The sequence below is a fragment of the Rhodococcus sp. F64268 genome (assembly GCF_023015605.1).
Taxonomy (GTDB): domain Bacteria; phylum Actinomycetota; class Actinomycetes; order Mycobacteriales; family Mycobacteriaceae; genus Rhodococcus.
Genome location: NZ_JALKAI010000002.1, coordinates 594322 through 620192, shown reverse-complemented (window position 1 = coordinate 620192; position 25871 = coordinate 594322). Strand labels below are relative to the sequence as shown.

Genomic DNA, 25871 nt, shown 5'->3' with positions numbered 1-25871 from the left:
CAGCGCCCCACGCGGAGGATGTGCCGATCTACAGACCACGGATCTCCTCGAGTTTCCGGATCAAGGTCGCCGCGTCGAACGGGCCGGTGTGCAGGGTGAGATCCGAGCCGGTGGCGCCTACGTAGAACGTCGGGGTCCCGTGCACATCGCTCGACGCGGCGTCGAGGTCGTCGTCCTCCACCCGATGCCGGTATCGTCCCAGCCGCATATCTTCGGCGAACCGCTCCATGTCGAGCCCCAACTGCTCGGCGTGTACGTAGATTTCGTCTTCGGTGAGGGCATCGCTGTTGACGAAGAGATGATCATGCATATCCCAGAACCGGCCTTGCGCCGCCGCGGCCTCGGCGGCCTCGGCTGCGAAACGCGCGTGCGGATGTGCCTCGTCGAGCGGCAGGTGCCGGAAAACATAACGGAGTTCCTCGCCGAAGTGCGCGTGCACCTCTCGGATGCTTCCGGTGGCTTTGCTGCAGAACGGACACTCGAAGTCGCCATACTCGACGAGAGTGAGCGGTGAGTCCACCGGTCCGCGCAGGTGATCTCTGTCCGGGTCGACCGGCCGCAGCAACACGTGTCCGGTGACGCCTTCCGGCGGGTGGCGGCGATCTGCGAGCCTGAACAACACCCAGCCCAAGCCGGTCGCGAGAACGGCTGCGACGAGCACGCCGATGCGGGCATCGTTGGCAGCGTCCGGAGATTCGAGGGCCAGATCCACGATGAACAGCGATATGGTGAAACCGATTCCGGCGAGCGCCGCGCCCCCACTGACCTGTGACAGAGTGAGGCCCGGTTGGAGGCTGCCGGGGCGCAGCCGGGAGAACGCGGCGGTGGCGGCGGTGATGCCGACCAGTTTGCCCACCACCAAACCGAGAATCACGCCCCAGGTGATCGGCGACCGAATCGCGTCGCTCACGGTCTGCCCGGTCACCGCGACTCCGGCGTTGGCGAGTGCGAAGATCGGTACCACGAGAAACGCGGTGTACGGCTGATAGAACCGCAACAGCCGCTCGTTGACGGAGACTGCTCGGAGCACGCTGAGCTGTGCGGCGCGCGCATAGTCGGAGTTGGGCGATTGACGGAAAGCCCGCGTGAGTTCGCCCGCACGTTCCACTTCGCTGCGTCTCGGCGGGTAGACGGGAAGGATCAGCGCGATCAGCACCCCGGCGAGGGTGGGATGCACGCCCGACTCGTAGAACGCCACCCAGGTCCCCGCCGCAACGATGAAGTAGGCGATGCCACGCCACACCTCGAGCCGGCGGAACTGCAGGATGAGAAGCAAGCCCACCCCGCCCAGCAGCAGATAACCCAGCCGCAGTTCGTCGGTGTAGAAGAGGGCGATGATTGCGAGTGCGCCGATATCGTCGGCTACTGCGAGGGTCAGGATGAACACGCGCAGTCGGGCGGGGCACCGAGGTCCGACCAGCGCGAGTGCGCCCAACACGAATGCCGTATCGGTGGAGACCACCACGCCCCACGCACCGGCGGCCTCCCCGCTCGGGTTGAGCAGGAGGAAGAGCGCAGCGGGTAACGCCAGACCGGCGATCGCGGCAACGAGCGGCACCGCGGCCCGCGCGCGGTCGGTGAGTTCTCCGATCGTGAGTTCGCGCTTCACCTCGAGACCGACGACGAAGAAGAACAAGGTCATCACTGCGTCGTTGACCCAATGCTTCAAGTCGAGACCGATGCCGTAGTCGCCGATCCGAATACTCAACGGAGTGTGCCAGAACGCCTCGTACGAGTCGCCCACGTTGGCCCAGATCAACGCCACCACGGTGGCGACGAGCAGGAATCCGGCCGCCAGTTTGTCGTCGTCGGTGCCGTCGCGAATCCCGGCGAGGATCAGCGATATCCGGCGAAGTCCTCCGGGGTGTTCGTCGACTGCCATGTGCCCTCGCTCCGAAGCCGGCTCTCGATCGTCGGCAAGCCTATCGCCGCTGGAGGACGCCCGGGCCACGTCTCGACCTCCTTCCATTCTCGCGCGTACGCGTCGACGTACTCCTGCCCTGTTCGAGCGGCGAGTTCGAGCATCAACACGTCCGTGGCGGCTCGTGCACCTGCCGCTCCGGTGCCACGGTAGGGAGTCAAGTCCAGTGGTTCGAGGATCTCAACCGAGACTCTGCGGCGCCACCACGGAATGGAGCGATCCGGCCGGGTCCCCGTAATGGCCACTGGCACAAGCGGAGTTCCGGTCTGCAGGGCGACTCGGGCAGCGCCGGTCCGCCCTCGATAAAGGCGTCCGTCGGGCGACCGCGTGCCTTCCGGATGGATACCCCACGCTCCGCCTTGCTCGACGATCCGGATCGCGGCCTCGAGTGCAGAGGCTGCCGTCGATCCTCCTCGTCGATCCACCGGAATCTGACCCATGGCCGAGAAGAACCACCGCTGGAGGCGTCCGACGACGCCGCGTCTGTCGAAGTACTCGCGCTTCGCCAGGAAGGTGATCTGCCGCCGGGCGGCCAGCGTCAGGTAGAACGAGTCGAGCACTGCGAGATGGTTGGCTGCCACGATGACCGGCCCGTGGCGGGGGAGGTTCTCGCGACCAACGATCTTCGGACGCCTGGGTAGATGCAGGACCGGGCCGATCAATACGTGCCGGCACAGCCGGTAGAAGCACGCACTCCAGAAACGCATAGACAGTGTCTACACGAAGATGGGAGACACTGTCTACGTGAAGATGGAAGATACGAGATCGGCCCTGGTGAGGGCGGGCATCGAGTTGCTGGAGGAGACAAGGTCGGCAGAGATCGGTCTGCGAGAGATTGCGCGGCGAGCAGGTGTCTCGCACGGTGCGCCGCGACGATGGTTCCCCACCCACAGGAGTCTGCTCGCGGCGATCGCCGAGGTCGGCTTGAAAGACCTCTCGGCGGTGCTCGCCGCGGCGGCGGGAACAGACGGCAACCTCGCCGCACTGGCCGTTGCCTATGTCGACTTCGCCCGCCGTCGGCCGGCGATGTTCACACTGATCTTCCGGCACGACCTGCTCGAAGGCTCCGGCGCCGAGCTGCGGACCGTGTCGCAACCGCTGTTCACATGGCTGGTCACGATGGTCGAGCAATCGGCAGACGTGGAAGACGCGGCACAGAGCGCGGCTGCGCTGTGGGTCGGGGTCCACGGGATAGCCGTACTCTCGTCGACAGGCTCGCTGGGACTTGCAGCATCGAACGTGAACGAGGCGGAACTGATCGACCGCGTCGTACGCGACAGTCTTCGCTGAGCCGAACGGCTGACCACACCGAGTGCCCAGGTAGCGTTCGTGCCCATGAGCACCCTTCAGGAAGTCGGCGACCGCGAGTCGTGGAGATGCTGGTTGTGCGACGAACCAGTGGACTCCGATATGTCGGTCAACGACCCGCGCGGCCCCAGCATCGACAGCATCAATACAGCCAAGAAGGGCGCCAAGGGGAAGGGCGGGGTCGAGCGGCTCGCGCACCGCGCCTGCAACACCAAGAAAGGTGCCGTGAAGCCGGTCGTACCGTGGCCCGATCAGCTGTTCGTCGTCGACCCCGCACCAATCATCGGCGTGGTCGAACAGCTGAGACGGAAGGGCGGGCGCGTTGCCGTCGCCCGGTGCCCCGCGAAATCCGATGCCGAAGACGCTTCCGCGTGGTTGCTCGACAGACTGTCGCGGCTGGAACCCGACATGCGGTTCGACACCCAGATCGATGCCGGCGGTGGTGGTTTCCTCCTGGTGCTGAAGGCGTAGCGCAGCGACACCTACTGCCCACCGGATCGCCCTTCCAGCACCGCGACAACTGCCTTGGCTCGGGAAATCCATTCCGCGACCGCCGCTCCGGATGCATCCGTCGGAAGCTGGGCCAGACGTAAGGTTCGTGTGTGGCTCCCGTCCCGGTTGCGGACGGGCAGCACGACAGACCCCACGTTGTAGCGACACTCGGGATCGAGTTCCCGCGGACGGTAGTCGACCGTCGATTCGACGATCGATGCCCGAATGTCACGCTCCTGCACGGGCGTCAGGCGCCCGCACTCGTATCGGCGCGTGGCCTCGCACATCGAATCGTAGGCAGCGATCCCCTCCTGCGGAAGCAGTGAGAGCACGTATCCGTGGGTGCGGAGGAATGCTGTCCGCTGCCGGTAGTGTCCCTTCACGGATTCGTCGACGCCGTGGGCCTTGGCCAGCCATCGCTCCTGCTCGTCGTCGGCCCGGTCGAAGACCACGCTGTCGCCGATGGGCGGCACGATCGGTATTCGTCGTGCCAGCCCGTTCTCCCGATCGACCCCTGGCCCGACTGCCGACAGGACCGTCGCCATCTCGTCCCTGCTGATTGCTGTGTAGAGGATGACTTCGCATCCGACGGCCCGGGCAAGGGCCTCGACGTCGGGGCGTGCGATCTCCGCGTCGTGGATCTCATCCATGATCTCGTGGTCCATCCGGGCCATCAGGGAGGTGCTGACGAAACTGCCGTAGCCCCCTTGGAAATAGATCAGCGGCGCAACAGGATTGGTGACGGCCATGTCGTTCACGCTGCAGAGGACGATCCAATGGTCACCGGCGTCCAGTGTGTTCGTGATGCGGGCATCGATCCACGCGACGGACTGTTCGAGCACGGGGTCGCCGGAGGGCGAGCCGAACCAATCGATGCCGTCGAACTTGTTCTCCCAACGTCGTGCGATCGTGGAGACAAGGTCTTCCTGCTCGCCGCCGAGAATATTGATGCATACCGAATTGCATCGGCGGAGCTTGTCGAACGACTTGGATGTCTTCATCGGCATGAATGAGACGAGTGGAGGCTCGAGAGACACCGAGCTGAATGTGCCGACGACGAGAGCGAGCAGCTCGCCGTCGTCCGCGCGACCCGTGACTACCGCGACGCCGGTGGGATAGTGGCCCATGACCTCGCGGAACAGACCCTTATCGATGTCACTGTCGATGTCGATGGTGGTATCGGTGGACATGAGTGCCCTCCTTGCTCGGGGGAGATTACTTGCTGTAGCCGGCCTGGAGCTTGCGTCCGAGGGCCTCGGGGCGGAGGAACAGGATGCACAGCACGCCGCCGACGAGGAGGACGACACCGGTGATCGTGAATGCCTGGTGCACACCGGCGGCCATGTTGTTCGCCATCTCGGGGGTGAGTTCCGATCCGGATGGCGGCGAGACATACCCGGCTCGGGTCATCAGCCATCCGACGAGCGTGGGCGAGATGATCGCTCCAACGGAGGCGACACCACCGAGCGTGGCCATCATGATGGGCCGCTGTTTCTTGCCCACGGAGAACGCCAATGCTGATGCGGTCATGGGGTAGGCGAGGCTGCAACCGGCTGCGATGCAGAGCAACGCCACAGCGAAGACGCCTGATGCTGTCTGGACGAGGATGAAGCAGATACCGGCGACGAGTGCCGCGATCCCGAAGGGGACAGCGATGGAGCGGTGCGAATCGAAGCCCTTCTGCATCAGCCGGTGGCCCAGGTAGCCGAGGAACAGCAGGACGATCGCGCCGAGGATCCACGGAATGGTCGTGACCGTTCCGACCTGAGGGAGGGAAAGCCCGACGACGGTGCCGAGATACTGCGGAAGCCACGTCGTCACGAAACCCTGGACCCAGAAGTTGGAACCGCCGCCGATGACCGCGGCGAGGAAGGTCAGGCTGGCGAATGCGCGCCAGAGAGCGATGGGCTTCTGCTTGTCGACGTCTTCGGTGTCCATCTCGGCGGTAGCCTCGGCGGACACACCGTCCTCGCCCTCGCCGAGCTTTCCATGACCCGAGTGGGGGCCGTCGCCGGCGAGCAACACCCATGCGACCACCCAGACGAATCCCACGATACCGAGGGCGCCGAAGGCCCAGCGCCAGCCCCACTCGCCGATGACCCACGCCAGTGCGGGCGCGGCGAGAACAGGGCCGAGGGTGGAGCCGGCAGCCACGAGATTCGACGGCAGGGCACGGCGACGCGGCTCGAACCACGAATGGACCGAGGTCAGCGACATCGCCGTGGCCGGTCCTTCGGCGCCACCGAGCACGATGCGGGTCACGAGCAGGATCGCGGCACCGCCACCGAGCAGCATGGGGAACTGCATGACCGCCCACACGACGCCCATCGTGAGGATGATCCACCGCACCGAGAACCTCGCTGCGAGAAATCCGGTCACGACAGATACCACGGCGTACAGGAAGAAGAAGGCGCTGCCGATGAAGCCGAATTCGACCGCGGAGATCCCCAGATCGGGAATCGCCTCGGACGCAACCAGTCCCAGCACTGCCTTGTCGGCGAACGCGACGATCTGGAACAGGACGAGCAGTGCTGTGACGAGCCAGGCCTTGCGGTTCATTCTGCCGAAATCGATCTTCTTCGAGGTCTCCGGTCGGGGAGAGTCGATGATCGTGTCCGGCGCCACGGACGAAGCCATGTGCAGCCGCCTTTCTTGTGGGCTGGGAAGGGGCGTGGTGCGTGCGGGAAGTGTTGGACGGGCACCATCGGACCGACGGTGTGGAAAACATATTTGCCGTTCCCTCGCTCGGGTAGGAGGGAAACCTTTACTGTCGGCGACTGCGCTCACTGGGCAGAATGGTGAGGTCAGCGAACGTAGGAGGAAGATGTGAACGCGCCCGCGGTTGGTTTGTCGGTTTCGGATCAAGTGCGGTCGATCGGAGCGGGCGAGACGACCGCGACGGAACTCGTCTCGCAGTTCAGAGCGGCGATCGAGGCCAGGGAGTCGGAGTTCGAGGCGTGGGTGCAGCTCTCGTCGACGGCAGCCGCCGAGGCCGCGGATATCGACAACGACCCACGCGACCTCCCCCTGCGCGGTGTCTCCGTCGGCGTGAAAGACCTCATCGATGTCGCGGGTATGCCCACGCGTGCCGGCTCGTCCGTCACTCCTTCCTCGGCGGCCACTTCCGATGCGCCCTGCGTTGCCCGGCTTCGGGCGCTCGGCGCTGTCGTCCAGGGCAAGACCGTGACGACGGAGTTCGGCTATTTCCGTCCCGGCCCCACCCGTAACCCGCACGCACTCGATCACACGCCGGGTGGGTCGTCGAGCGGTTCCGCGGCAGCGGTGGGTGCAGGCACTGTGCCGCTGGCTCTCGGCACGCAGACTGCTGGATCCTTGACTCGCCCCGCGTCGTACTGCGGTGCAGCGGGAATGGTCCTTCCGCACGGCAGCACCGATATGTCGGGAATCATCGGCCTGAGCGAATCACTCGATTCCCTGGGGTTTCTGACCCGCACTGTCGCCGACCTCCGATACGTGCACGAGGCGTTTTTCGGTGCGCAATCGAGCGATCCATTCGGCAGCGCTACGAGCGTGTTCGTCTGGGGTGGTAGCTACCTCGACTATCTGGACCCCGCGATGATTGCACTGCTGGGCCGAATCCCCGCCCTCCTGGTCGATCTGGGGTTCCGGTCGGAGCCACTCGACTGGGACGATCACGTCAAGACGCTCGCGGATGATCACCTCACGGTCATGGGCTATGAGGCCGCGCGGGAGCGTGCCGGTGAGTTCGACGAGCACCGTGACGAGCTGAGCCCTCAGATTCGAGACCTGCTGCAGCAGGGCCGCGAAATTTCCGGTTCTGCATATTCTTCCGCCCTGATCCGTCGCGATCGATCGCGCGAACTTCTGCGCGAGATCCTCGACGGTCCGGCTGTGATCGTCGGCCCCGCCGCGACCGGTCCGGCACCGAAGGGGTTGTCCGCGACCGGCTCACCGATTCTGAGCCGCCCGTGGCAGCTGCTCGGCGTGCCGGTGGTGGTTGTGCCGGGTGCCCGCACGGTGCAGGGGCTCCCGCTGGGGCTGCAGGTGATCGGATCGGCAGGCGACGAGGGGTATCTGCTCGACGTGGGGGAGAAACTCGAAGCGGCACTCCGTGATCTGCCGCCGGTGGCCGGATGACGATGACTGCACCACTGAAAATTCGGGAAAGCGCAGTGATTTCGGGAGGCGCAGTGAATTCGGGCGACACAACGACTTCAGGAGATACCGGGATGCTGACACCTCGACCGGTCAACCATCATCGGATGTTCCTCACCTGCTACGAGGACACCTTCAACTACGGGTGGCATCACGTCGACCTGTTCGTGCACGACGAGTACGGCCGCGAGGTCAACTGGGTGCACTGGACGGTGGAGGCGGACGGTCCGGAAGCCGCCGACGAGTCGGTGCGCGGGGAGGAACCGCTGCTGAGGCGCACCACGCCGTGGGAGCCCAAACTCAGTGCGGTGGGAGCGCGGTACTGGACTGCTGAGGCCGGGTGGGGCGACAGCACCGGGGCGGACAGCAACGACGGGGTGGGAGGCGACGCCTGATGACCACCGCGCGCGCCACCGAAGATGCGCCGGAGACAACTGTGTACGTCGTCGACGACGACCCTGCGCTGTGCGATTCCGTCGACTGGATTCTCGAGAGCATCGGTATCAAGCCGGTGATCTGCCACAGTGCCGATGCCTTCCTCGACGTGTACGACGGTTCGTTACCGGCCTGCATCGTGCTCGATGTGCGGATGCCCGGTATGAGCGGGACGCGCCTGCAGGAGAGAATCAACGAATTCGCCCCGCATGTCGTGATCATCTTCGTCTCTGCACACGGCGACATCAGGATGTCCGTCGGGGCGCTGCAGAAGGGGGCGATGGATTTCCTCGAGAAGCCCTACGACCCGCAGCGACTGCTCGACGCCGTGCAGTCCGGTGCGGAGAGAGCCAGAAGCCGGTTCGCCGAGCATGTTTCGCGTACGGTCGTGCAGGAGAAGCTCGAGTGCCTGACTCCGAGGGAGCGGCAGATCCTCGCCCTGGTCGTCGAAGGACTACCCAGTCAGAACATTGCCCGCAGGCTGGGGATGAGCGTGAAGACGGTCGATGTCCATCGCGCCCGAATCAAGAGCAAGACCGATTCCGACAGCATCGGAACCTTCGTCCGGGACCTTCTCCGGTATGGAGTGGAAGTCCCGGACGCCGATCGGTAACGGTCCGATCAGTAGTAGTCCAGCACGAGCCGTGGGCTCTTTGTGCGCGACACGCATACCGCGATGACCTCACCGGATTCCTTCTCGGCCTTGGTGAGCACGTTGTCGCGGTGCTCGGGCGACCCTTCCAGTACCTGCATGATGCAGGTGCCGCAGATCCCTTCCTGGCAGGAGGTGTCGACGTCGCAGCCGTTCTCCTGGAGCACCTCGACGATGCTCTTGTCGGCGGGGATCTCGTAGGTCTCGCCTTCCAGTTCCACTTCGAAGGCCGCGTTCTCGGACGTGTCGGGTTGTTCGGCGGCATGGAAATTTTCCAGGTGGACGGCATCGGGCGGAACATGCCGGCCCGCGACCGCGACGACCTTGTCCATGAATCCGTCCGGTCCGCATGTGTAGACGTGCGTACCTGCCGGCAATGTCGTGAAGGCCGCGTCGAGTACCTGCTCCTGACTGTCGCGGGACACTCCGATGTGTGCGTGGAGCTTGTCGGGGCAGCGGTCGTTCAGCAACGGCAGGAACGCCGCTTCGGCTTCGGTGCGGGCGAAGTAGTGCAACTCGAAGCTGATGTCGTGGACATCCATGTAGCGGGCCATGCTCAGCATCGGGGTTATGCCGATGCCCGCGGCGACGAGTACATGGTGTCGTGCGTCGGTTGCGATGCCGAGGAGATTCCGGGGCTCGCTGATGCGGAGTCTGTCGCCGACCGCGAGTTCGTGCAGGGCGGCAGACCCGCCGCGGGAGTTCGCCTCACGTTTGACGGCAAAGGCGAACGAGTCCGCGGAGTCGGGGGTGCTGCAGAGCGAGTACTGGCGGGTGATGGCCGTCGGCCCTTCCACGTCGATGTGCGCGCCCGGAAGATATGTACCCAGCGGCGACCCGTCGGGCTTCTCCAACCTGATCGACTTGATGGTCGGCGTTTCCTGGGTGATATCGGAGACGATGACGTCGATGAGTGCCATGTCCGTTTCTCCTTGTGTAGCAACAGTCAGCGGACGTACAGTCCGCCGTTGACGTCCCAGCAAGCGCCGGTGACGAAGTAGGCGTCGTCGGAGGTCAGCAACGCGACCGTGTCGGCGATGAACGACGGGCTTCCGAGGCGCCCCACAGGGATCCCCGCGATGATGCCTTCGAGCTTGTCTGCGGGCACCGTCCTGCGCACCACGGGTAGGTCGTGCGGGCCGGGGGAGACGGCGTTCACCGTCACGCCCCGGCTCGCCAGCTCGCGTGCGAACACCTTGGTGGTGGTGAGGATGGCGCCCTTGGACGCGGCGTAGTGGCCGCCGGTTGCCGTGCCGCCGTTCTGACCCGCGAGAGACGCCATGTTGACGATCCGTCCGAAACCCTTGTCGGCCATGGCAGCCCCGAACACCTGGCATCCGAAGAAGATGCTGTTGACGTTTGTGTTCAGGACGCTCGTGAAATCGTCCTCGGCGAGCGTCATCAGGTCGGCGGCCTGGGTGACCGCGGCATTGTTGACGAGGATCGTCGGCGTGCTCCAGAGCTCTTCGCACACCGCGAGTCCCTCTTCGAAGCCGGTCTTGTGACCGACGTCGAGCTTGACTCCGCGCGCGGTGGATCCGTCAGCGGACAATTCCGATGCGAGTGCGTCGACCGCGCCGCCGTCGAGGTCGGCAAGAAGGACGCGTCGGCCGCCGGTGTGGAGTTTCCGGGCGATGACGGCGCCCATTCCGCCGGCGGCGCCGGTGACGACCGCGATGCCATTGGTGGTGGTCATACCAGCTCCTTACAACAGGTAACCGGAGGCGCTGACCGCGTCCTCACTGTCGACGAGACGGATCACCTTGAGGGAGATCTTGTCGTCACCCTCGTCGCCGAAGACGACGGTGTGCGTCAGGTTCGCGCCGAGGGTCAGGAACTCGTTCCGCTTGAACGCGTTGAGAATCTGGGCCGAGCGAATGGTGACGGACGTGTCGGTGAGCTCGCGCACGGTGAAGCGGGAGATGACCCGGACGGTGCGTGCCGCCGCCACTGCAGACGGCGAATAGCCCTGCAGCATGCGCTCGACGCGAAGCCGCCGCATCCGCTTGTCGTCGTACACCAGGTTGAGCGACGACCCGAAATCGTCGGTATCCGGGTCGATCGGGACGACGTAATGGGCATCGTCGGAGTACATCTGCTCCCACGACTTGTAGTCCTTGTCGTCGAGCGCTTCGGCTTCCTTCCAGATGAGCTCGATCGCGCGCAGGACGCGGGGGTCCGTCAGGGTGAGGTCAGTCATCGCTCATCAACTTCTTCCACATTGCGTAGGCCTCACGCATTCCCGTTTCGTCGGTGACATGTGAAGTGGGCCAGCCTTCTTCGGTGAGATGTTCGCGTCCCTCGCCGCGGTTGACAAGGATCGGCATGTTGGGATTGCCGCCGGCGCCGATCTGCACCCGGGTCCAGCCTTCGGCATCGTCGGGGCTACCGAAACCGAACGGTCCCTGGAAATGTTCGTGGATGCGCAGCCGCTCCCGGTTGACGCTCTCGGGTCCGCCGTCCATGCCGATGGCCATGTGCCAGATCTCGGTTTCGTCGACGGAAATGGGGATGAGCACGCGGAAGAACGACGACGACATCGCCACGTTCGGGAACGTGTTGAGGTTGAATCCGCATCCGTGCATCGAGCGCATGTAGCGGCGGATCCGCTCGGGACTTTCGCCGGCTTCGGCGAGTTCGTCGACGAGATGCTGGAATCGAGGCTGGATTTCTTCGGTGCCGTCGTCGACGTCGAGGTCCATGTGGGCGGCTGCCATGATGGCGACACTGTGCCCGTTGCCGAGCGAGTGTGTTTCAGCGCTCGGATCGTCCATGAACGACATCATGTTCGCGGTTTCCGCATCGACCGAGGCCATCCACGACTTGTGGACCATCGGGAAGTGGTAACCGTCGGTGGTGTTCTCGAGCTGGATCTTCCAGTTCCCCTTGAAGCGGAACTTGTGTACGCCGATGACCTTCGTCGGTAAACCGTTGCTCTGTTTGAAGAACCGCTCCATCCAGATCTTGGCGTCGCCCAGGAAATCCTCGAGCGGCTCGGCGTCCTGGTTGAACGTCGCCCAGATCATTCCCATGTAGCTTTCGGTGCGGAGGGTCTGGAGCGGGTAGTCCTTCTTGTCGATGACACCCTCGTACCCGTCCGGGTACGGGATGCCGCGCAGGCGACCGTCGAGTGCGTACGACCAGTTGTGGTAGGGGCAGGTGAAGCCGTTCGCCTTGCCGCTGCGCTGGTCGCACACGGTCGCGCCGCGATGCCGGCACCGGTTGAGTAGCGTGTTGAAATTGCCTTTGCGATCGCGGGTGACGATCACCGGCTGATCGCCCACCTGCGTGGTTTTGAACGATCCGGCCTCGGGGATCTCGCTCTCGTGCGCGACCCACACCCACGTGCGGTAGAAGATCTTCTCCATCTCCACGCGGAAGATTTCCGGATCGGTGTAGAGCCGGCCGGCGACACGATCGGTGCCGACGAGGTCGCCGTAATTCTCCTGGATCGAATGCTCGACCGTTGTCATGGTGCTCTTCTTTCAGAGTTCGTGTTGTGCGGGCGTCCGCATCAGTGCAGGTGGGCCATTGCTTCGGTGGGCAGCGGTGTCGCGAACATCCGCTGCGTACGGAACCGGCTCATCCGAGCGGTGGGATGGGGGAGTTGTTCGATCTCGAAGTCGATTTCGAGTCGGGCGCACAACAACTCGGCGGTGCCATCGGCGTAGAGAGAGAGTTGCTGCATGATCCAGCGGCCCCGAACACCGTCACCGTCCACCTGGATCTGCTCGCTGCCGAGCAGATGTGCATTGCGGACGAAGTGCTTTGCCGGTGGAAGATACCGCGAGACGAGCGCAACCACCTCGGCGCGGCCTCGGGCGATTCCGAACTTGCCGGCGTACTCGGGGCCTACCCCCTCCCAGGTCGCCTCCGCGGTGAACAGCAGTCCGATCTCGTCGGTGCTCTCCAATGGCCCGGGCACGTCGCACAGGTCCATGTAGCGGGTCAGGCAGTCGCGGACGGCGTCCTTCGCTTCGAGGACGGCCAGACGGCGTTCGAGGGCGGTCATCGGATCACAACCCCACGTCGTCCCGAATGGTCAGCTCACGACCCATCCGCGCTTCGATCTTGAAGTACTTCCACAGTGCGTATTCGCCGATCATGGTGGTGCGCAGCAGGTTGCAGGCGTTCTTCACAGTCTCCTGATCACGAGCATCGGCGAGGACGTAGCAGGTCCACGGCCACCCATCGGACGGCCCGACCATGTGGGCGTCGTCATCGAACGTGCCGATGATGTCGATGCCGTCCATGTTCTTCAGGTTCGAGAGCATGGTGGAAATTCCGACCCAGACCGGGCCGATCTCGGCCTTGGGCAGATCGAAGAAATTCTGGTTGTTGCCGATGCAGAACAGTGTGCGCAACGGTTCGGCCATGACGGCGTCCTTTCGGTTGGGGTGCGAGCCCGGTCAGGGGAAACTGGGGATACCGGCGTCGAGCCCGAGCAGAATCGAACCGGCGGCCTCGAAGGTGTTGGTCTGGAGCATCGCGTGCTGGGCAGGAACGAGTGCGTCCTGCAGGTATCGCTGGAGCGGATGGCTCTCGTAGATCGCCCCGGTGCCCGCGAGATCGAATGCGGTGAGCACCACATTGCGGCCTACATGCGCAGCCTGGGTTGCACCCAATCGGAGCAATGCCTTGTGTTCGTCGGTGATGGCGGCGCCCGATACGGCGAGCTCCCAGACCTCGTCGGTGACCTCGTAGAAGAACGCCCGCGCCGAGCGTAGATCGGCCTCGGCCTGCGCGAGGCCCGTCTTGTATGCGGGCCGGTTCCCCTTGGCTGTGCCGCCGGTGATGCTGGAACGGGCCGAACCCACCTCACGCACGTAGTCGAGGGCACCGCGCGCCGCCCCGAGTGTCACCACCGCAAGGACCTGTGCCGCGTACGGGAGCATCGGGTAGCGGGTGATCGGCTCGTCTACCTGCGGGACTCCGCCACGCACGAAGGTCATCTCTTCGGGCACGAAGAGCCTGTCTGCGCGGACGGCGTGGGAGCCGGTGGCCTTCATTCCGGCAACATCCCAGTTCTCCACGATCTCCACGTCGGCCGGATCCACGAGTGCGGTGAGAGGCATCCCGTTGGAATCCGGCCCGCCGGCGAGGCCGATACCGAGAATGTCAGCACCGCGGCATCCGCTGGCGAACTGCCATAGCCCACTGCACAGGTAACCGCCCTCCACCTTCTCGGCTTCCTGCATCGGGAAAAGGCCACCGGCGTAGGCGAGATCCGGCCCATCGGCGTAGATCTTCGCCTGCGTCGCGACCGGCAGAGCAGAGAAATAGACCAGAGACGACCCGAAGCTGGCGACCCAGCCCGTGGCAGGGTCCACCGCGGAAATCCGCTCGACGAGCTTCATGAACGACGACGGATTCATCGGCTCACCACCGAACTGCGCCGGTGTCGACGCCCGATACATCCCGGCACGCTTGAGCAGGGCAATGTAATCGGGCGGGACGAAGTGTTGCTTGTTGAACTCGTCGCGTCGGTCGCGCAGGACTTCGAGCGCATCGTCGAATGCACGGTCCCGTGCCGCGCCCACAGGCTCGGCCGCGATCCGTTCGGTGGTGCTGGGGATCGTCATGTCGTCTCCGTTCGCTCGTGTTCGCGCTGATGAACACGCTATGGACGAGGCGGCTACGGCGGTATCGGGGTTTTCTCCCGAGGTCATAAAGTAATTACCGATGGCGGTGGTGACGGACTGCGTTCCATGATGGACCGTCCTGTTCTCGGAGGTGCTGATCGATGTTCCCGACCCGACGCGACTTCCAGGCGATGGCGGAACACACTCGGACGGGCATTCTGATTCATGAGGCCGCGTCGAAGAACATTCTGTGGGCGAATCCTGCAGCGTGCCGGATGTTCGGATTCACGCTCGAAGAGCTGCGTCCGCTCAAGGCGCACCACATGAGCAGCCAGGAACGGCAGTACCGTCGAGCGCTCGGTGTTGCGTGGTTGCAGTCCGCCGTTGTTCACGGATCGAGCCGTCGGCAGTGGAAGTATCGGACCAAGGCCGGCGTCGATTTCCTCACCGATGCCACCGCGTCGCACATGCAGTTCCAAGATGGTCCGGTGGTGTTGGTCGAGTTCCGCAACATCTCCGAGGAGGTCGAGATCCAGCAGGAACTCAGCTGGGTGTCGCAGTCCTTGCAGCGGATCATGACACACACGTCGGCCGGAATTCTGGTGCTCGACGACGACAATTGCATAGAGGACATCTCTCCGCTCGCCGCGCGACTGTTCGATTCCACACCGGATCGGTTGACGGGGGTTCATCTCGAAGACCTGGGCCGGTGCGACCCAGCGCTGGACTCCGAACAGGTGGTGGCCAAACTCGCGTTCGGACACGGATCCGTCAAGATCACGCAGAAGATCACGAAGGCGGACGGGAGTATCACGTGGCTGGCCGGTGAGCTGGAGGACGTCGTGCACGACGGCATCGTCTCGCGAGTGCTGGCCTTCCGGGACGTCACCGAACGCGTCGAACTGGAACTGCGGCACGAGTACCAGGTGGCCAATCTCCAGTATTTGAGCCGCTACAACGCGATGGGCGACATGGCGATGATTCTGGCCCACGAGCTCGGGCAGCCCCTCGCGGCGTCGTCGAACTACTTGAGCGGACTGAAGGCGCGTGTCGCGGGAGGAACCCTCGACCGCGAGCAGCTCTCGTACGGATTGGATATGGCGGAGAGACAATTGAGCCGCGCCGCGGAGATCGTGGCGTCCGTCAAACGGTATGTGCGACGTATCGAATCGACAATGTCTGCACTGGATCTCAACGAGGTGGTCGACGAGAGCCTGTATTTCGTGCGGCTGCGTGCGGCCGAGCGCGGTATCCGCGTCGATGTGCATTCCGCGCCGGAATCCCTGCCGGTCCAGGGCGAGAGTGTGCTGATCGGACAGGTGATCATCAACCTGTGCTTCAACGCGATCGACGAGATCGTGCTGCCGAGCACTGAGGTCAAAGTACTGACGGTGAGCACTTCGCACGACGGGGAGTGGGCCTGTGTCTCGGTCGCGGACCGAGGTCGGGGGATGGAGACCGCACCCGAGAACCGCCTGGCGTCAGGAGTGTTCTCGGCGAAACAGGATGGGTCGGGGCTCGGGTTGATCCTGTCGGAACACATTGTCGAACGGCATGGCGGCGACATCCGGTTCCTCGCGAACGAACCGCGCGGCACCGAGGTGCGGTTGCGTCTGCCGATCACGAGAACGAGTCGGTGACTCATGTTCGGCTGCGGCCCGCACGGCCGGCCTCGCCCGTCCTGCGATGTCCTTCCCTGAGTCTGTGCTGACCTGACCGGATGGTGTTGTACTCGGCACCTGCCTGCCGAGTGGACGTTGCGGCGCGAGGAACCGCTTTACGACCCGGTAGCTAGATTGCTGGCATGCTTTCTTGTGGGTGACGTCAAGCAGTTCAACGTGTACTTGCCGGTCGATCTGATCAAGCAGGTCAAGCATCGCGCCATCGAGGATGAAATGTCCTTGTCCGCGTTGGTCACCGAGGCCCTGCGTGCCTACCTCGACACCCACGAGTAGTTCTCGTGTTCCTCCGGAAGGGAGAGAGAAATGGCAACCGACGGCATCGAGGCCGTGTTTCTGACGACCCACAACTGGGGCAAGTCGGCGAAGTTCTTCCAGGAGTTGGGTTTCACCCTGGAGTTCGAGACCGATCATGCGTCCGGGCAGCTCCGCGCGGGCGACGGTCCTTACATGTTCATCGCCGAGGTTCCCGAGACCGAGCAGCCACAGACTCGGCTCGTTCTGGGAGTGCCTGATGCTCATGCATTTCGTCCGGATCCCGTCGTCGAGGTGGTCACCCCGTTCGAGGACACCCACTTCGGAACTCGTGAGATGACGGTTCGTGATCCCGACGGACGTATCTGGAGCATCCAAGCTCCCGGCGCTGGGCGACACGGTGAGGCGGACCATCATGGCCGATGAGCAGATCGAGGCGCCGGAGAACACGGCCGAACGTGTCGCACTGTGGCGTGCGATGCACGTCCGGGTGGATTCACCGCCGCACGTACTCGAAGATGAGGTCGGCCTGCAGCTTCTTGCGCCTGACAACGACTGGTCGAGGCGCCCGGACATGGACCCGCAGACGACCGCCGGCTTCCGGGCGGCCATCGTTGCTCGCGCTCGATTCATCGAAGATCTCGTGATCGAGCAGGCGGAACTCGGCGTGACCCAGTACGTGATCCTGGGCGCGGGCCTGGACACGTTCGCCCAGCGCAGGCCGGATGTTGCCGCGAAGCTGCAGGTGTTCGAGATCGATCAACCGGGGCCGCAGGCGTGGAAGCGTCGGCGCCTGATCGAACTCGGGTACGGCGTTCCGGACCGGCTTCACCTCGTGCCGGTCGACTTCGAGGACGACGAGAGCTGGCGGGAGAAGCTGTCCGGCGCAGGCTTCGACCCGAATCTTCCGGCGATCGTCGTCTCGACAGGTGTGTCGCATTATCTGACCAGGGACGCCACTGCGGCGACGCTTCGTCAGGTCGCCGGGCTTGCGGCCGGGTCGACGCTGGCAATGACCTTCCTGCTACCCGCCGAGTTGGTCGACGAGACCGACCGCGGCGGCCTCGACACGAGCGAAAAGGGGGCCGCGGCCTCCGGAACTCCGTTCGTCAGCTTCTACACCCCCTCCGAAATGCTGGCTCTCGCCGAGGATTCGGGCCTCACTGATGTCCGTCACGTCGCGGGAACATCGCTGGCTGCACGCTACTTCGCCGACCGGACCGACGGTCTGCGCCCGTCGAGCGGGGAAGACATTCTGGTGGCCACCCTGTGACGGCCGCTCTCATCGTGAGCGGGTGAACCTGTCGTCTCATCCGTCGTACCCGACTCGGCGGAAGCGACGGACGAACCAATGGGGATTCGTTGAACCTCCACGGGGCGAGTGTTACTGTCTCGCGTGTATATACCGAGAGGTGATGTGTAAATAACGCAACGCCGCGGCTCGCTCGGCCGATGAACGGAGTGACCATGCCGCTTGCCCTCTGCGCTTCGTCGCACTCGCCGCTGATCGGGCTGCACGACCCTGCGGCGGACATCGCGGACGAGGTGCACGCCCAACTCGCAGGTGCGCGCGCCTTCGTGGAGGAATTCGATCCGGAGCTCGTCCTGGTCTTCGCCCCCGACCACTACAACGGATTCCTGTATGAGCTGATGCCGTCGTTCTGCGTGGGTGCGGCAGCCACATCCGTGGGCGACTACGGGTTGCCGAAGGGGCCGCTACCGGTCGACCGCGACGCCGCCTATGCCCTTGCGCGACACGCACTCGAGTCGGGCGTCGATGTGGCGCTGTCCGAGGCGATGCAGGTCGACCACGGCTTCGTTCAGCCGCTGCTGTTCCTGTTCGGTTCTGTAGAGAAGCTTCCACCCCTGGTGCCGGTGTTCATCAACTGTGTGGCCGAGCCGCTCGGCCCCGCAAGTCGAGCGCGTCTACTGGGGGAGGCTGCAGGGCGAGCCATGGCGGAGTCGGGGAAGCGAGTGCTGATCGTCGGGTCGGGTGGCCTCTCGCATGACCCGCCGGTGCCCCGCATGCAAAACGCTACTCCGGAAGTGGCCGAACGAATTACACACGGGCGCAATCCCACGGCCGAGCAGCGTCGGGTTCGGGAATCTCGCACGGTCGCCGCGGCGGGCGAGTTTGCGTCGGGATCAACCGACTTCCACGACCTCAACCCCGAGTTCGATGCCTTCGTGCTCGACGCGTTCGAATCCGGCGACACCACTGCGTTCGACGAGAGATCGACCGACTGGTTCGTCGAGGAGGGCGGCCATTCCGCCCATGAGATCCGCACCTGGATCGCCGCCTACGGCGCGTTGTCCACGCAGGGCGACTACGAGATGACACGCCGCTACTACCGACCGATAAAAGAGTGGTTTGCCGGATTCGCCGTCACCACTGCACTACCGAAGGACACTGCACAACCGAAGGACACTGCACAACCGAAGGACACTGCACAACCGAAGGAGTTGGCTGCGCAATGACGATCTGGGACGACCTCGGCACGGTGGCACACACGATCGAGTACCGCGAGATCGACGGATGGCGGACCCGCGTGCTGCGTGCGGGTTCCGGGCCCGCGCTGGTGCTCATGCACGGCACGGGCGGGCATCTGGAAGCGTTCTCGCGCAACATTCCTGCGCTCTCCGAGCATTTCACCGTCATCGCATACGACTTCCCCGGGCAGGGTTACACGACCCAGACCGATCGCGATCTCGAGATCGACGCCTACGTCGGGCATCTCGCCGCGCTACTCGATGATCTGGATCTGGATCGTGTGCATCTGTCCGGCGAGTCGCTCGGTGGTTGGGTGGCAATAAAATTCGCTGTGAAGCACCCTGGGCGACTGGACCGCGTCGTGCTCAACACACCCGGCGGAACCATGGCTGCCCCGGAGGTGATGGCGCGGATCAGGGACTTGAGCCAGGCCGCCGCCGACGACCCCTCGGAGGAACGCATCCGGGCGCGTCTCGAGTGGCTCATGGCCGACCCTTCGAGTGTCACAGACGAACTCGTCGGGTGTCGTCGCGCTATCTATTCGCAGCCCGGGTTCGCCGAGTCGATGCGACACGTCCTGTGCTTGCAGGATCCCCAGGTGCGGCGGCGCAACATGGTCACCGACGCCGACCTGGCAGCGGTGACTGCACCTGCGTTGGTGATCTGGACCAGCGACGATCCGTCCGGCCCTGCGGGTGCAGGCATGGACATGGCCGACAAGATGCCGAACGGCCGGTTCCTCTTCATCGACGGTGCCGGGCACTGGCCGCAGTGGGAACAGCAGGAGATCTGCGACAAGGCCGTGATCGGTTTCCTTGCCGGCGACGTGTGAAGTCGGTCAGCCCTCGAGTACTGCCGCGGCGATCTCACCTGCCGCCCGCACGACATCCGGCGCTGCCGTGGCCAGCTGATTCTCGCGATGGCTCATGAGCGTCAGGCACGCCGCGGGGTGTGAGTTCGCGATCGGGGCCGCGACGGCGTAGGCACCGGACTCGACCTCGCCGGAGCTCGTTGCGTATCCGCGCCGCCGCGCTTGCGCGACAGCTTCGGGCTCGTCCGCAAGTGTGGGGCCCGCTGCCAGCAGTGCGTAACCGGCGGCTCCGCGATCGAGCGGCGTCCGCATTCCGGCGCGGAAAGCGATGTGCTGAAGCACGGTCACGGGCTCCACCACCTCGATCGAGACGGCTTCCTCACCCTCGACGACAAACAGGTGCACGGTGCACCCGGCCTGGTCGGCGAGGCGCCGCATCACCGGGGTGGCGATCTCGCGCAATGCCGGAAGGTAGGACGTCGAGAGGGCGGCGAGAAGCGCTCCGGGACGGTAGCTGCCGTCGGATCCGTGTGTCACGAATCCGAAGTCGCGCAATGTCTGCAGGATTCGGTATGCGATGGAGCGGTGGACGTCGAGCTCAGCGGCGAGGCGCGCAACGGTCATGCCGTCGGGGGAGTCCACCACGGCGAGAAGTGCGGTGAGTCCGCGAGCCAGTGTCCGGCTTCCGACTTGGGGTGCAGGCTGCTCGCGCCCGTTCGGGGGAGTCATTCAGCGCACGCCTGTGAGCAAGAAATACAACATGGAACTCAGTATATGCAGCTTCAGCTGCGTCGGCGGTGTTGACACTACAGCGCCGTGTTCGACATAGTACGTGTGTATATAGAAGCTCGGCGTTCGATAATTACAACACACTGATGCAAGGGAGTGTCCGTGATCGACGGTCGAGAACGATCCGCGTCGGAGTTGGCTGCCGTCGATGTGCTCATCGTGGGAGCAGGGCCCGTCGGGCTCACCTTGGCGAACATCCTCGGTGCCCGAGGCCTGCAGGTTCTCATCGCCGAGGAGCGCGATGTCCTCATCGACTACCCGCGCGGAGTGGGCCTGGACGATGAGTCCATGCGTGCCTTCCAGGGCATCGGTCTGGCAGGAAAAGTCGAACAACACCTGATTCCGAATCAGATTCTGCGATTCGTCAACGGTGACGGTGATCTTCTCGCCGAAATGGCACCGAGTCAGGCGCAGTTCGGCTGGCCGCGACGCAACGGCTTCGTCCAGCCCCTCGTGGACGCAGAACTCCTCGAAGGCCTCGGACGTTTCGACGCCGTGGAGGTGCGCTGGTCCACTCCGATGCAGTCCCTGCGCGAAGACGACGACGGAGTCGTCGTCGAACTCCTCGACGGCGGTGCACTTCGCGAGGTGCGTGCGCGATACGTGGTCGGCTGCGACGGCGGGAAGAGCAGAACCCGCCACATCATCGGAACCGCATTCGACGGCGTCACCTCGTCCACACGCTGGCTTGTCGTCGACCTTGCTCATGATCCCCTCGGTTCGCCGAACAGCTATGTCGGCGCCGACCCCGAGCGGCCGTATGCCTCCATCTCGATTGCCCACGGCATCCGGCGCTTCGAGTTCATGCTCATGGACGACGAACGCGACAGCGAGGTCGACGACATCGGATTCGTGCGCACACTTCTGGGTGTGCACATCCCCCGCCCGGAGGACGCCGAGATAATCGCGTACCGCATCTACACCCACCACTCGCGGATCGCGGGTGAGTTCGGCCGCGGACGTATCTTCATCGCGGGCGATGCAGCCCATCTGATGCCCGTCTGGCAAGGGCAGGGATACAACAGCGGTGTGCGCGACGCGGTCAACCTCGGCTGGAAGCTGGCTGCGGTGTGCTCCGGGCAGGCCGACCCCGACTTGCTCACCACTTACGATGCGGAGCGGCGTGGGCATGCCCGAGCCATGATCGACCTGTCGACCATGGTCGGACGGGTGATCTCGGTGCGCGACACGCGCCTTGCCTGGATTCGCGACCGGGTGCTTCGCGCGGCGGCGGCGCTCCCCACGCTGAAGCGCTACGTCCTCGAGATGCGATTCAAGCCGATGCCGCGATACGAGACGGGGGCGGTGGTGCCGCTTCCCGACAAGGATTCGCCGGTCGGCCGGATGTTCATCCAACCCGGGGTCGTCACCGAGAACGGACGGTGCCTGCTCGACGAGGCGCTCGGAAACTGGTTCGCGGTGCTCTGCTGGAACAACGATCCCACTGCCGTGCTCGACAAGCCGAGTGTGGAGGCGTGGCGCAAGATCGGCGCGCGACTCGTCGCCGTCGTTCCTGCCGCCCAGGTCGGGCAGACCTCGTACGACGAGAGCGTGACCGTGGTCGGCGACCCGGGGCAGCTCAAGGCGTGGTTCGACGTACATCGCGAGTCGGTCCTGTTCTTGCGGCCCGACCGCTTCGTCGCTGCGGCAGGCATTGCGCAGGATGCGAGTCTGCTGTCGACGAGACTGTTGAGCGCATTGCGCATGGAGAAATTCGTGACCGACAGCCCGTCGGGCGCCCCCGCCAGCTAACGAGCGCCGACATTTCGGTAGAGAGTCCGACTATTTGCTTGACGGTGACGCCTCTGTTGAGGAACAGTGTCCAATTACAAGACACATTGTCTATCGAGCTGAGTGGCCGCTGATCCGACGGGCGTGAGGAATCGGGAATGAACAAGGGTCGGGACAGCCGCACCGAACAGCTTCCGCTCGAGGACTTCGTCGTCGTCGACCTGTCCGTCGGTGTCGCCGGCGGATACGGGACCCGGCTCCTCGCAGATGGCGGCGCACGGGTTCTGAAAGTGGAAGCCTCGGAGGGCGACCCGCTGCGGCGCTGGTCCGCTTCGGGTGCCGAGATCGGGGACGACGAGAGCGGTCCGCTTTTCCAGTTCCTGGCGGGCGGCAAGGAAAGTCTCGTCATCGACCCCGAGGGGGCGGAGGCCGCAGAGCGGGTCATGCGTCTGCTTGCGAGCGCCGATGCGGTCATCTGGTCGTCCGACTCACCGTTCGCGGGCCTCGCCGCACTGCATCCGAGGCGGCTGCACTCCGACCACCCGCATCTCGTCGTCGTGTCGATCAGCCCCTTCGGGCTCGAAGGTCCGTGGAGTGACAGGGCTGCAACCGAATTCACGCTCCAGGCGTGGTCCGGCGCGATCGTCGGCCTGGGCCGTGGCGCGCCTGATCGCGCGCCGGTTCAGGTGGGTGGCCGGGTGGGGCAGTTCGTGACCGGCACCTACACCGCCATCGGGGCACTGACCGGACGCGTGAATTCACGTCTCACGGGCCGTGGGTGCCTCATCGACCTGTCGATGCTCGAGGCGATCGTGCTGAGCCTGACGTACTATCCCGTCACCTACCACGACGTGATGGACCGGCCGTGGCGCACCGAGCGTGCGCTGGTGCTCCCGGGCGTGCAGCAGGCTGCCGACGGTCTGGTCGGAATGGCTTGTGGCACGCTGCAACAGCGCCAAGATCTCTACGTGATGATGGATCATGCGGAATGGATCGAGGACGACGCCATCATGTCCCGCCCGGCCGAGGTGGCTCCCCTGATTGCGGAATGGGTCGCCGCGCGCACCGTCGACGAGATCCGAGAATTGGCGATCGCCTTCCGGATCCCGCACGCTCCCGTCGCAGATCCCGGCAACGTTGCCGCACTCGACCACTTCGAAGTGCGCAAGGTATTCGTCGAGAACCCGTACGGAAAGTTCCTGCAACCTCGCCAGCCGTTCCGGATCTCGTCGTTCACTTGGTCTGCGCCACAACCGTCTCCGGATCTCGGCGCACACGACGACCTGACCGGTCGAATGCGCACACACCACGACGGCGGCAGTAGCGACTTGCCGTTCACCGGGCTGCGGGTGCTCGATATGACGGCCTTCTGGGCAGGCCCCACCTCGACCCATCTGCTGGCGTTGCTCGGCGCCGACGTCATACACCTCGAGTCCGTTGTGCGACCGGACGGCGGCCGACTCGTCGGCGGGGTGTCGGGCGACACCGAAATGTGGTGGGAACATTCACCGATCCATCTCGGCGGAAACGCAGGCAAGAAGAGCGTCACGATCGACTTCACCACCGATGAAGGGCGCACGCTCCTCGAGCGGCTCATCGAAACCTGCGATGTCCTCGTGGAGAACTTCACACCGCGGGTGCTCGATCAGGCCGGACTGAACTACGAGCGGGTGCGGGAGATCAGCCCCGACATCGTGATGGTGCGTATGCCGGGTTTCGGACTCGACGGCCCCTGGCGCGACATCGCCGCATTCGCCTACTCGATCGAGGACGCCGGGGGCCTGACCTGGATGACGGGCTACCCCGACAGCAACCCTCTCGAACCCTCCTGCATCGGAGACCCGAATGCCGGTATGCACGCGGTGTACGGCCTGTTGCTGGCACTCGAACACCGCGCGGCCACCGGCGAGGGCGCGCTCGTCGAAGCGTCGATGATCGATGCGGCACTGAGTATCACCGCCGAACAGATCATCGAGTACACCGCGACCGGGTCGATCCTGACGCGACAGGGCAACCGGGGTCCGGACGCCGCTCCGCAAGGGCTGTACCGGACCAAGGGCGTCGACGAGTTCGGCCGGCCCGACAATTGGATTGCGCTCGCCATCGAGAACGACACCCAATGGGGTGCGCTCGTCGAAGCGCTCAGCGAGGTCCCGGAACTCGAGGATTCCCGTTTCTCCTGCCGTGCGGGGCGTTTCGAGCATCACGACGAGATCGACAAACTCGTACAGGCGTGGTGCGAGGAACGGGACTCCGAGTTCATCGTCGACCTCCTGTGGAGTGCAGGCGTCCCTGTCGCGCGGATGATGCAACCGCACCGCCAGGCGGAGATCGAGCAGTTGAGTGCACGGAGATTCTTCGAGGACATGGAACATCCTGTCGTCGGCCGCTACCGGCAGAGCACCCTGCCGTTCACCATGACAGGACTGCCCGACCGCCTCACCCAGCGACCGGCACCGCTGCTCGGGCAACACAACGAAGACGAACTGAAGGCGCTGGGAGTCACCGACGACGACCTGCGCGTATTGGAACAAGACGGAGTGATCGGCCGGGCTCCCGCTCGGTGAACCAAGTACTGAACTCGAGGAGCGCACATGTCGAACAGTGAACCGCCGTCGGCCGAAGAGATCATCCTCTACGAGAAGGACCCGGCTTCGAAGATCGCGACCATCACGTTCAACCGGCCCGACCGACTGAACGCTCCGACCGTCGAAGCGCGACTGCGTTACGCCGACCTTCTTCACCGGGCGAGCATCGACGACGACGTGAAAGTCCTGGTGGTGCGGGCCGAGGGAGACGATTTCGGCAGTGGGGTCGACCTCCCGGACTTCATGGCAGGTGTCGAGGACGGAGACTCGGAGGAGCGCCTCAAGGAGTTCCGGATAGACGACCCCGACGTCGTCTATCCGCCGAAGGATTCGTACCGCAACATGGGCAACTACGGGTCGTGGTTCGCGGATGCCCAGTCCGGTTGCCGGAGCCTGCAGGAGTTCAACAAGATCAGCATCGTCGAGGTCAAGGGCTACTGCTACGGGTGGCACTTCTACCAGGCGGCCGACGCCGACCTCGTCATCGCATCCGACGACGCACTGTTCGGACACGCGGCGTTCCGTTACGTCGGTTGGGGCCCGCGCATGTGGACGTGGGCGATGACAATGGGAATACGGCGTTTTCAGGAGATGGTGTTCACCGGCCGGCCGTTCACCGCCGGCGAGATGCACGAGTGCGGCTTCCTCAACAAGGTCGTGGCCCGCGAAGATCTCGAGGACGAGGTGCAGACGTACGCAAAGGCGTGCGCGCGCAACCGTCCGACCGACACCGTTGTCATCCAGAAGATGTTCTTCCGGATGATGAAACAGCATCAAGGCGAGTACATGGGGAGCCTACTCACCGGTATGGTCGAGTCCATGGGGCGGCTCGTCCGTCCGGACGAGCACGAGTTCCATCTCGATGCCGAGATGATGGAGGCGGGGCTGACGAATTCGGTGAAGGCGAACGACGAGAATTTTCCCCCCGAGTTCAGGCTCAGCAAGGCCGCACGGCTGCGCCCCTAGTCACTGTTGCGGTCCCAGTTAGGATCACCGACTC

Annotated in this window: 26 protein-coding genes; 14 read left to right on the top strand and 12 right to left on the bottom strand. The window is 64.5% G+C overall.

Annotation, left to right across the window (positions count from 1 at the left end; all coding sequences use genetic code 11):
- Positions 1-28: 28 nt before the first annotated feature.
- A complete protein-coding gene (gene nhaA, locus MWU77_RS07175; RefSeq protein ID WP_247273311.1) occupies positions 29-1882 on the bottom strand; it encodes a Na+/H+ antiporter NhaA in 1854 nt (617 codons plus the stop codon).
- Positions 1837-2628 (bottom strand): 1-acyl-sn-glycerol-3-phosphate acyltransferase, encoded by a 792-nt coding sequence (locus MWU77_RS07170; protein ID WP_247273310.1) that lies wholly within the window; start codon positions 2626-2628, stop codon positions 1837-1839. Before MWU77_RS07170 ends, nhaA begins: the two co-directional genes overlap by 46 nt.
- Positions 2629-2671: 43 nt before the next feature.
- On the opposite strand from MWU77_RS07170, the gene MWU77_RS07165 reads away from it, so the two are divergent.
- Together MWU77_RS07165 and MWU77_RS07160 are read left to right on the top strand one after the other, a co-directional pair.
- Entirely contained in the window at positions 2672-3211 is a 540-nt protein-coding gene (locus tag MWU77_RS07165) for a TetR/AcrR family transcriptional regulator (RefSeq protein WP_169687194.1), read from the top strand.
- 45 nt (positions 3212-3256) lie between these two features.
- Positions 3257-3700 (top strand): hypothetical protein, encoded by a 444-nt coding sequence (locus MWU77_RS07160; RefSeq protein WP_169687193.1) that lies wholly within the window; start codon positions 3257-3259, stop codon positions 3698-3700.
- 11 nt (positions 3701-3711) lie between these two features.
- Here MWU77_RS07160 and MWU77_RS07155 read toward each other — a convergent pair whose 3' ends face one another.
- Together MWU77_RS07155 and MWU77_RS07150 are read right to left on the bottom strand one after the other, a co-directional pair.
- Positions 3712-4911 carry a flavin reductase family protein gene (locus tag MWU77_RS07155; RefSeq protein ID WP_247273309.1) on the bottom strand — a complete coding sequence of 400 codons (1200 nt, stop codon included), beginning with the start codon at positions 4909-4911 and terminating at the stop codon, positions 3712-3714.
- Between the two features lie 25 nt (positions 4912-4936).
- Complete coding sequence (locus MWU77_RS07150) at positions 4937-6358, bottom strand: MFS transporter (RefSeq protein ID WP_247273308.1); 1422 nt, start codon at positions 6356-6358, stop codon at positions 4937-4939.
- Positions 6359-6547: 189 nt separating this feature from the next.
- On the opposite strand from MWU77_RS07150, the gene MWU77_RS07145 reads away from it, so the two are divergent.
- From MWU77_RS07145 to MWU77_RS07135, 3 genes are all read left to right on the top strand, one after another.
- A complete protein-coding gene (locus tag MWU77_RS07145; protein WP_247273307.1) occupies positions 6548-7840 on the top strand; it encodes an amidase in 1293 nt (430 codons plus the stop codon).
- A 92-nt stretch (positions 7841-7932) separates the two neighbouring features.
- A complete protein-coding gene (locus MWU77_RS07140) occupies positions 7933-8253 on the top strand; it encodes a hypothetical protein (protein ID WP_247273306.1) in 321 nt (106 codons plus the stop codon).
- Positions 8253-8906 carry a response regulator transcription factor gene (locus tag MWU77_RS07135; protein ID WP_247273305.1) on the top strand — a complete coding sequence of 218 codons (654 nt, stop codon included), beginning with the start codon at positions 8253-8255 and terminating at the stop codon, positions 8904-8906. Before MWU77_RS07140 ends, MWU77_RS07135 begins: the two co-directional genes overlap by 1 nt.
- 8 nt (positions 8907-8914) lie before the next feature.
- On the opposite strand, the gene MWU77_RS07130 is transcribed toward MWU77_RS07135, so the two are convergent.
- From MWU77_RS07130 to MWU77_RS07100, 7 genes are read right to left on the bottom strand one after another with little or no spacing between them, the layout of a single operon-like run.
- Entirely contained in the window at positions 8915-9865 is a 951-nt protein-coding gene (locus MWU77_RS07130; RefSeq protein WP_169687188.1) for a PDR/VanB family oxidoreductase, read from the bottom strand.
- 26 nt (positions 9866-9891) lie between these two features.
- Positions 9892-10641: an SDR family NAD(P)-dependent oxidoreductase gene (locus MWU77_RS07125; RefSeq protein WP_247273304.1), complete on the bottom strand. Its 750-nt coding sequence runs from the start codon at positions 10639-10641 to the stop codon at positions 9892-9894.
- A gap of 9 nt (positions 10642-10650) precedes the next feature.
- Complete coding sequence (locus tag MWU77_RS07120; RefSeq protein ID WP_247273303.1) at positions 10651-11145, bottom strand: aromatic-ring-hydroxylating dioxygenase subunit beta; 495 nt, start codon at positions 11143-11145, stop codon at positions 10651-10653.
- Positions 11138-12418: a Rieske 2Fe-2S domain-containing protein gene (locus tag MWU77_RS07115; RefSeq protein WP_247273302.1), complete on the bottom strand. Its 1281-nt coding sequence runs from the start codon at positions 12416-12418 to the stop codon at positions 11138-11140. The genes MWU77_RS07120 and MWU77_RS07115 overlap by 8 nt, the downstream gene beginning before the upstream one ends.
- Before the next feature lie 41 nt (positions 12419-12459).
- A complete protein-coding gene (locus tag MWU77_RS07110) occupies positions 12460-12957 on the bottom strand; it encodes a nuclear transport factor 2 family protein (RefSeq protein ID WP_247273301.1) in 498 nt (165 codons plus the stop codon).
- A 4-nt stretch (positions 12958-12961) separates the two neighbouring features.
- The gene (locus MWU77_RS07105; protein ID WP_169687183.1) at positions 12962-13321 is read right to left on the bottom strand and encodes a hypothetical protein; all 360 of its coding nucleotides are present in this window, start codon (positions 13319-13321) and stop codon (positions 12962-12964) included.
- A gap of 33 nt (positions 13322-13354) precedes the next feature.
- A complete protein-coding gene (locus MWU77_RS07100) occupies positions 13355-14527 on the bottom strand; it encodes an acyl-CoA dehydrogenase family protein (protein WP_169687182.1) in 1173 nt (390 codons plus the stop codon).
- Positions 14528-14688: 161 nt separating this feature from the next.
- Here MWU77_RS07100 and MWU77_RS07095 point away from each other — a divergent pair, with 161 nt between their 5' ends.
- From MWU77_RS07095 to MWU77_RS07070, 6 genes are all read left to right on the top strand, one after another.
- Positions 14689-16167 (top strand): ATP-binding protein, encoded by a 1479-nt coding sequence (locus MWU77_RS07095; RefSeq protein ID WP_206039678.1) that lies wholly within the window; start codon positions 14689-14691, stop codon positions 16165-16167.
- Between the two features lie 174 nt (positions 16168-16341).
- The gene (locus MWU77_RS07090) at positions 16342-16482 is read left to right on the top strand and encodes a CopG family transcriptional regulator (protein WP_169687181.1); all 141 of its coding nucleotides are present in this window, start codon (positions 16342-16344) and stop codon (positions 16480-16482) included.
- A 30-nt stretch (positions 16483-16512) separates the two neighbouring features.
- Entirely contained in the window at positions 16513-16887 is a 375-nt protein-coding gene (locus tag MWU77_RS07085; RefSeq protein ID WP_169687180.1) for a glyoxalase/bleomycin resistance/extradiol dioxygenase family protein, read from the top strand.
- A complete protein-coding gene (locus tag MWU77_RS07080) occupies positions 16877-17734 on the top strand; it encodes a class I SAM-dependent methyltransferase (RefSeq protein WP_247273300.1) in 858 nt (285 codons plus the stop codon). Before MWU77_RS07085 ends, MWU77_RS07080 begins: the two co-directional genes overlap by 11 nt.
- Before the next feature lie 194 nt (positions 17735-17928).
- A complete protein-coding gene (locus MWU77_RS07075) occupies positions 17929-18939 on the top strand; it encodes a 3-carboxyethylcatechol 2,3-dioxygenase (protein ID WP_247273441.1) in 1011 nt (336 codons plus the stop codon).
- Positions 18936-19784 carry an alpha/beta fold hydrolase gene (locus tag MWU77_RS07070; RefSeq protein ID WP_247273299.1) on the top strand — a complete coding sequence of 283 codons (849 nt, stop codon included), beginning with the start codon at positions 18936-18938 and terminating at the stop codon, positions 19782-19784. Before MWU77_RS07075 ends, MWU77_RS07070 begins: the two co-directional genes overlap by 4 nt.
- A 6-nt stretch (positions 19785-19790) precedes the next feature.
- Here MWU77_RS07070 and MWU77_RS07065 read toward each other — a convergent pair whose 3' ends face one another.
- Positions 19791-20492 (bottom strand): IclR family transcriptional regulator, encoded by a 702-nt coding sequence (locus MWU77_RS07065; protein WP_247273298.1) that lies wholly within the window; start codon positions 20490-20492, stop codon positions 19791-19793.
- Positions 20493-20654: 162 nt separating this feature from the next.
- On the opposite strand from MWU77_RS07065, the gene MWU77_RS07060 reads away from it, so the two are divergent.
- The 3 genes from MWU77_RS07060 to MWU77_RS07050 all read left to right on the top strand — a co-directional run bounded on the left by MWU77_RS07060 (position 20655) and on the right by MWU77_RS07050 (position 25837).
- The gene (locus MWU77_RS07060; protein WP_308198774.1) at positions 20655-22304 is read left to right on the top strand and encodes a bifunctional 3-(3-hydroxy-phenyl)propionate/3-hydroxycinnamic acid hydroxylase; all 1650 of its coding nucleotides are present in this window, start codon (positions 20655-20657) and stop codon (positions 22302-22304) included.
- Between the two features lie 137 nt (positions 22305-22441).
- Complete coding sequence (locus tag MWU77_RS07055; RefSeq protein WP_247273297.1) at positions 22442-24850, top strand: CaiB/BaiF CoA-transferase family protein; 2409 nt, start codon at positions 22442-22444, stop codon at positions 24848-24850.
- 27 nt (positions 24851-24877) lie between these two features.
- Positions 24878-25837 (top strand): enoyl-CoA hydratase/isomerase family protein, encoded by a 960-nt coding sequence (locus tag MWU77_RS07050; protein WP_247273296.1) that lies wholly within the window; start codon positions 24878-24880, stop codon positions 25835-25837.
- The last annotated feature ends 34 nt before the right edge of the window (positions 25838-25871 follow it).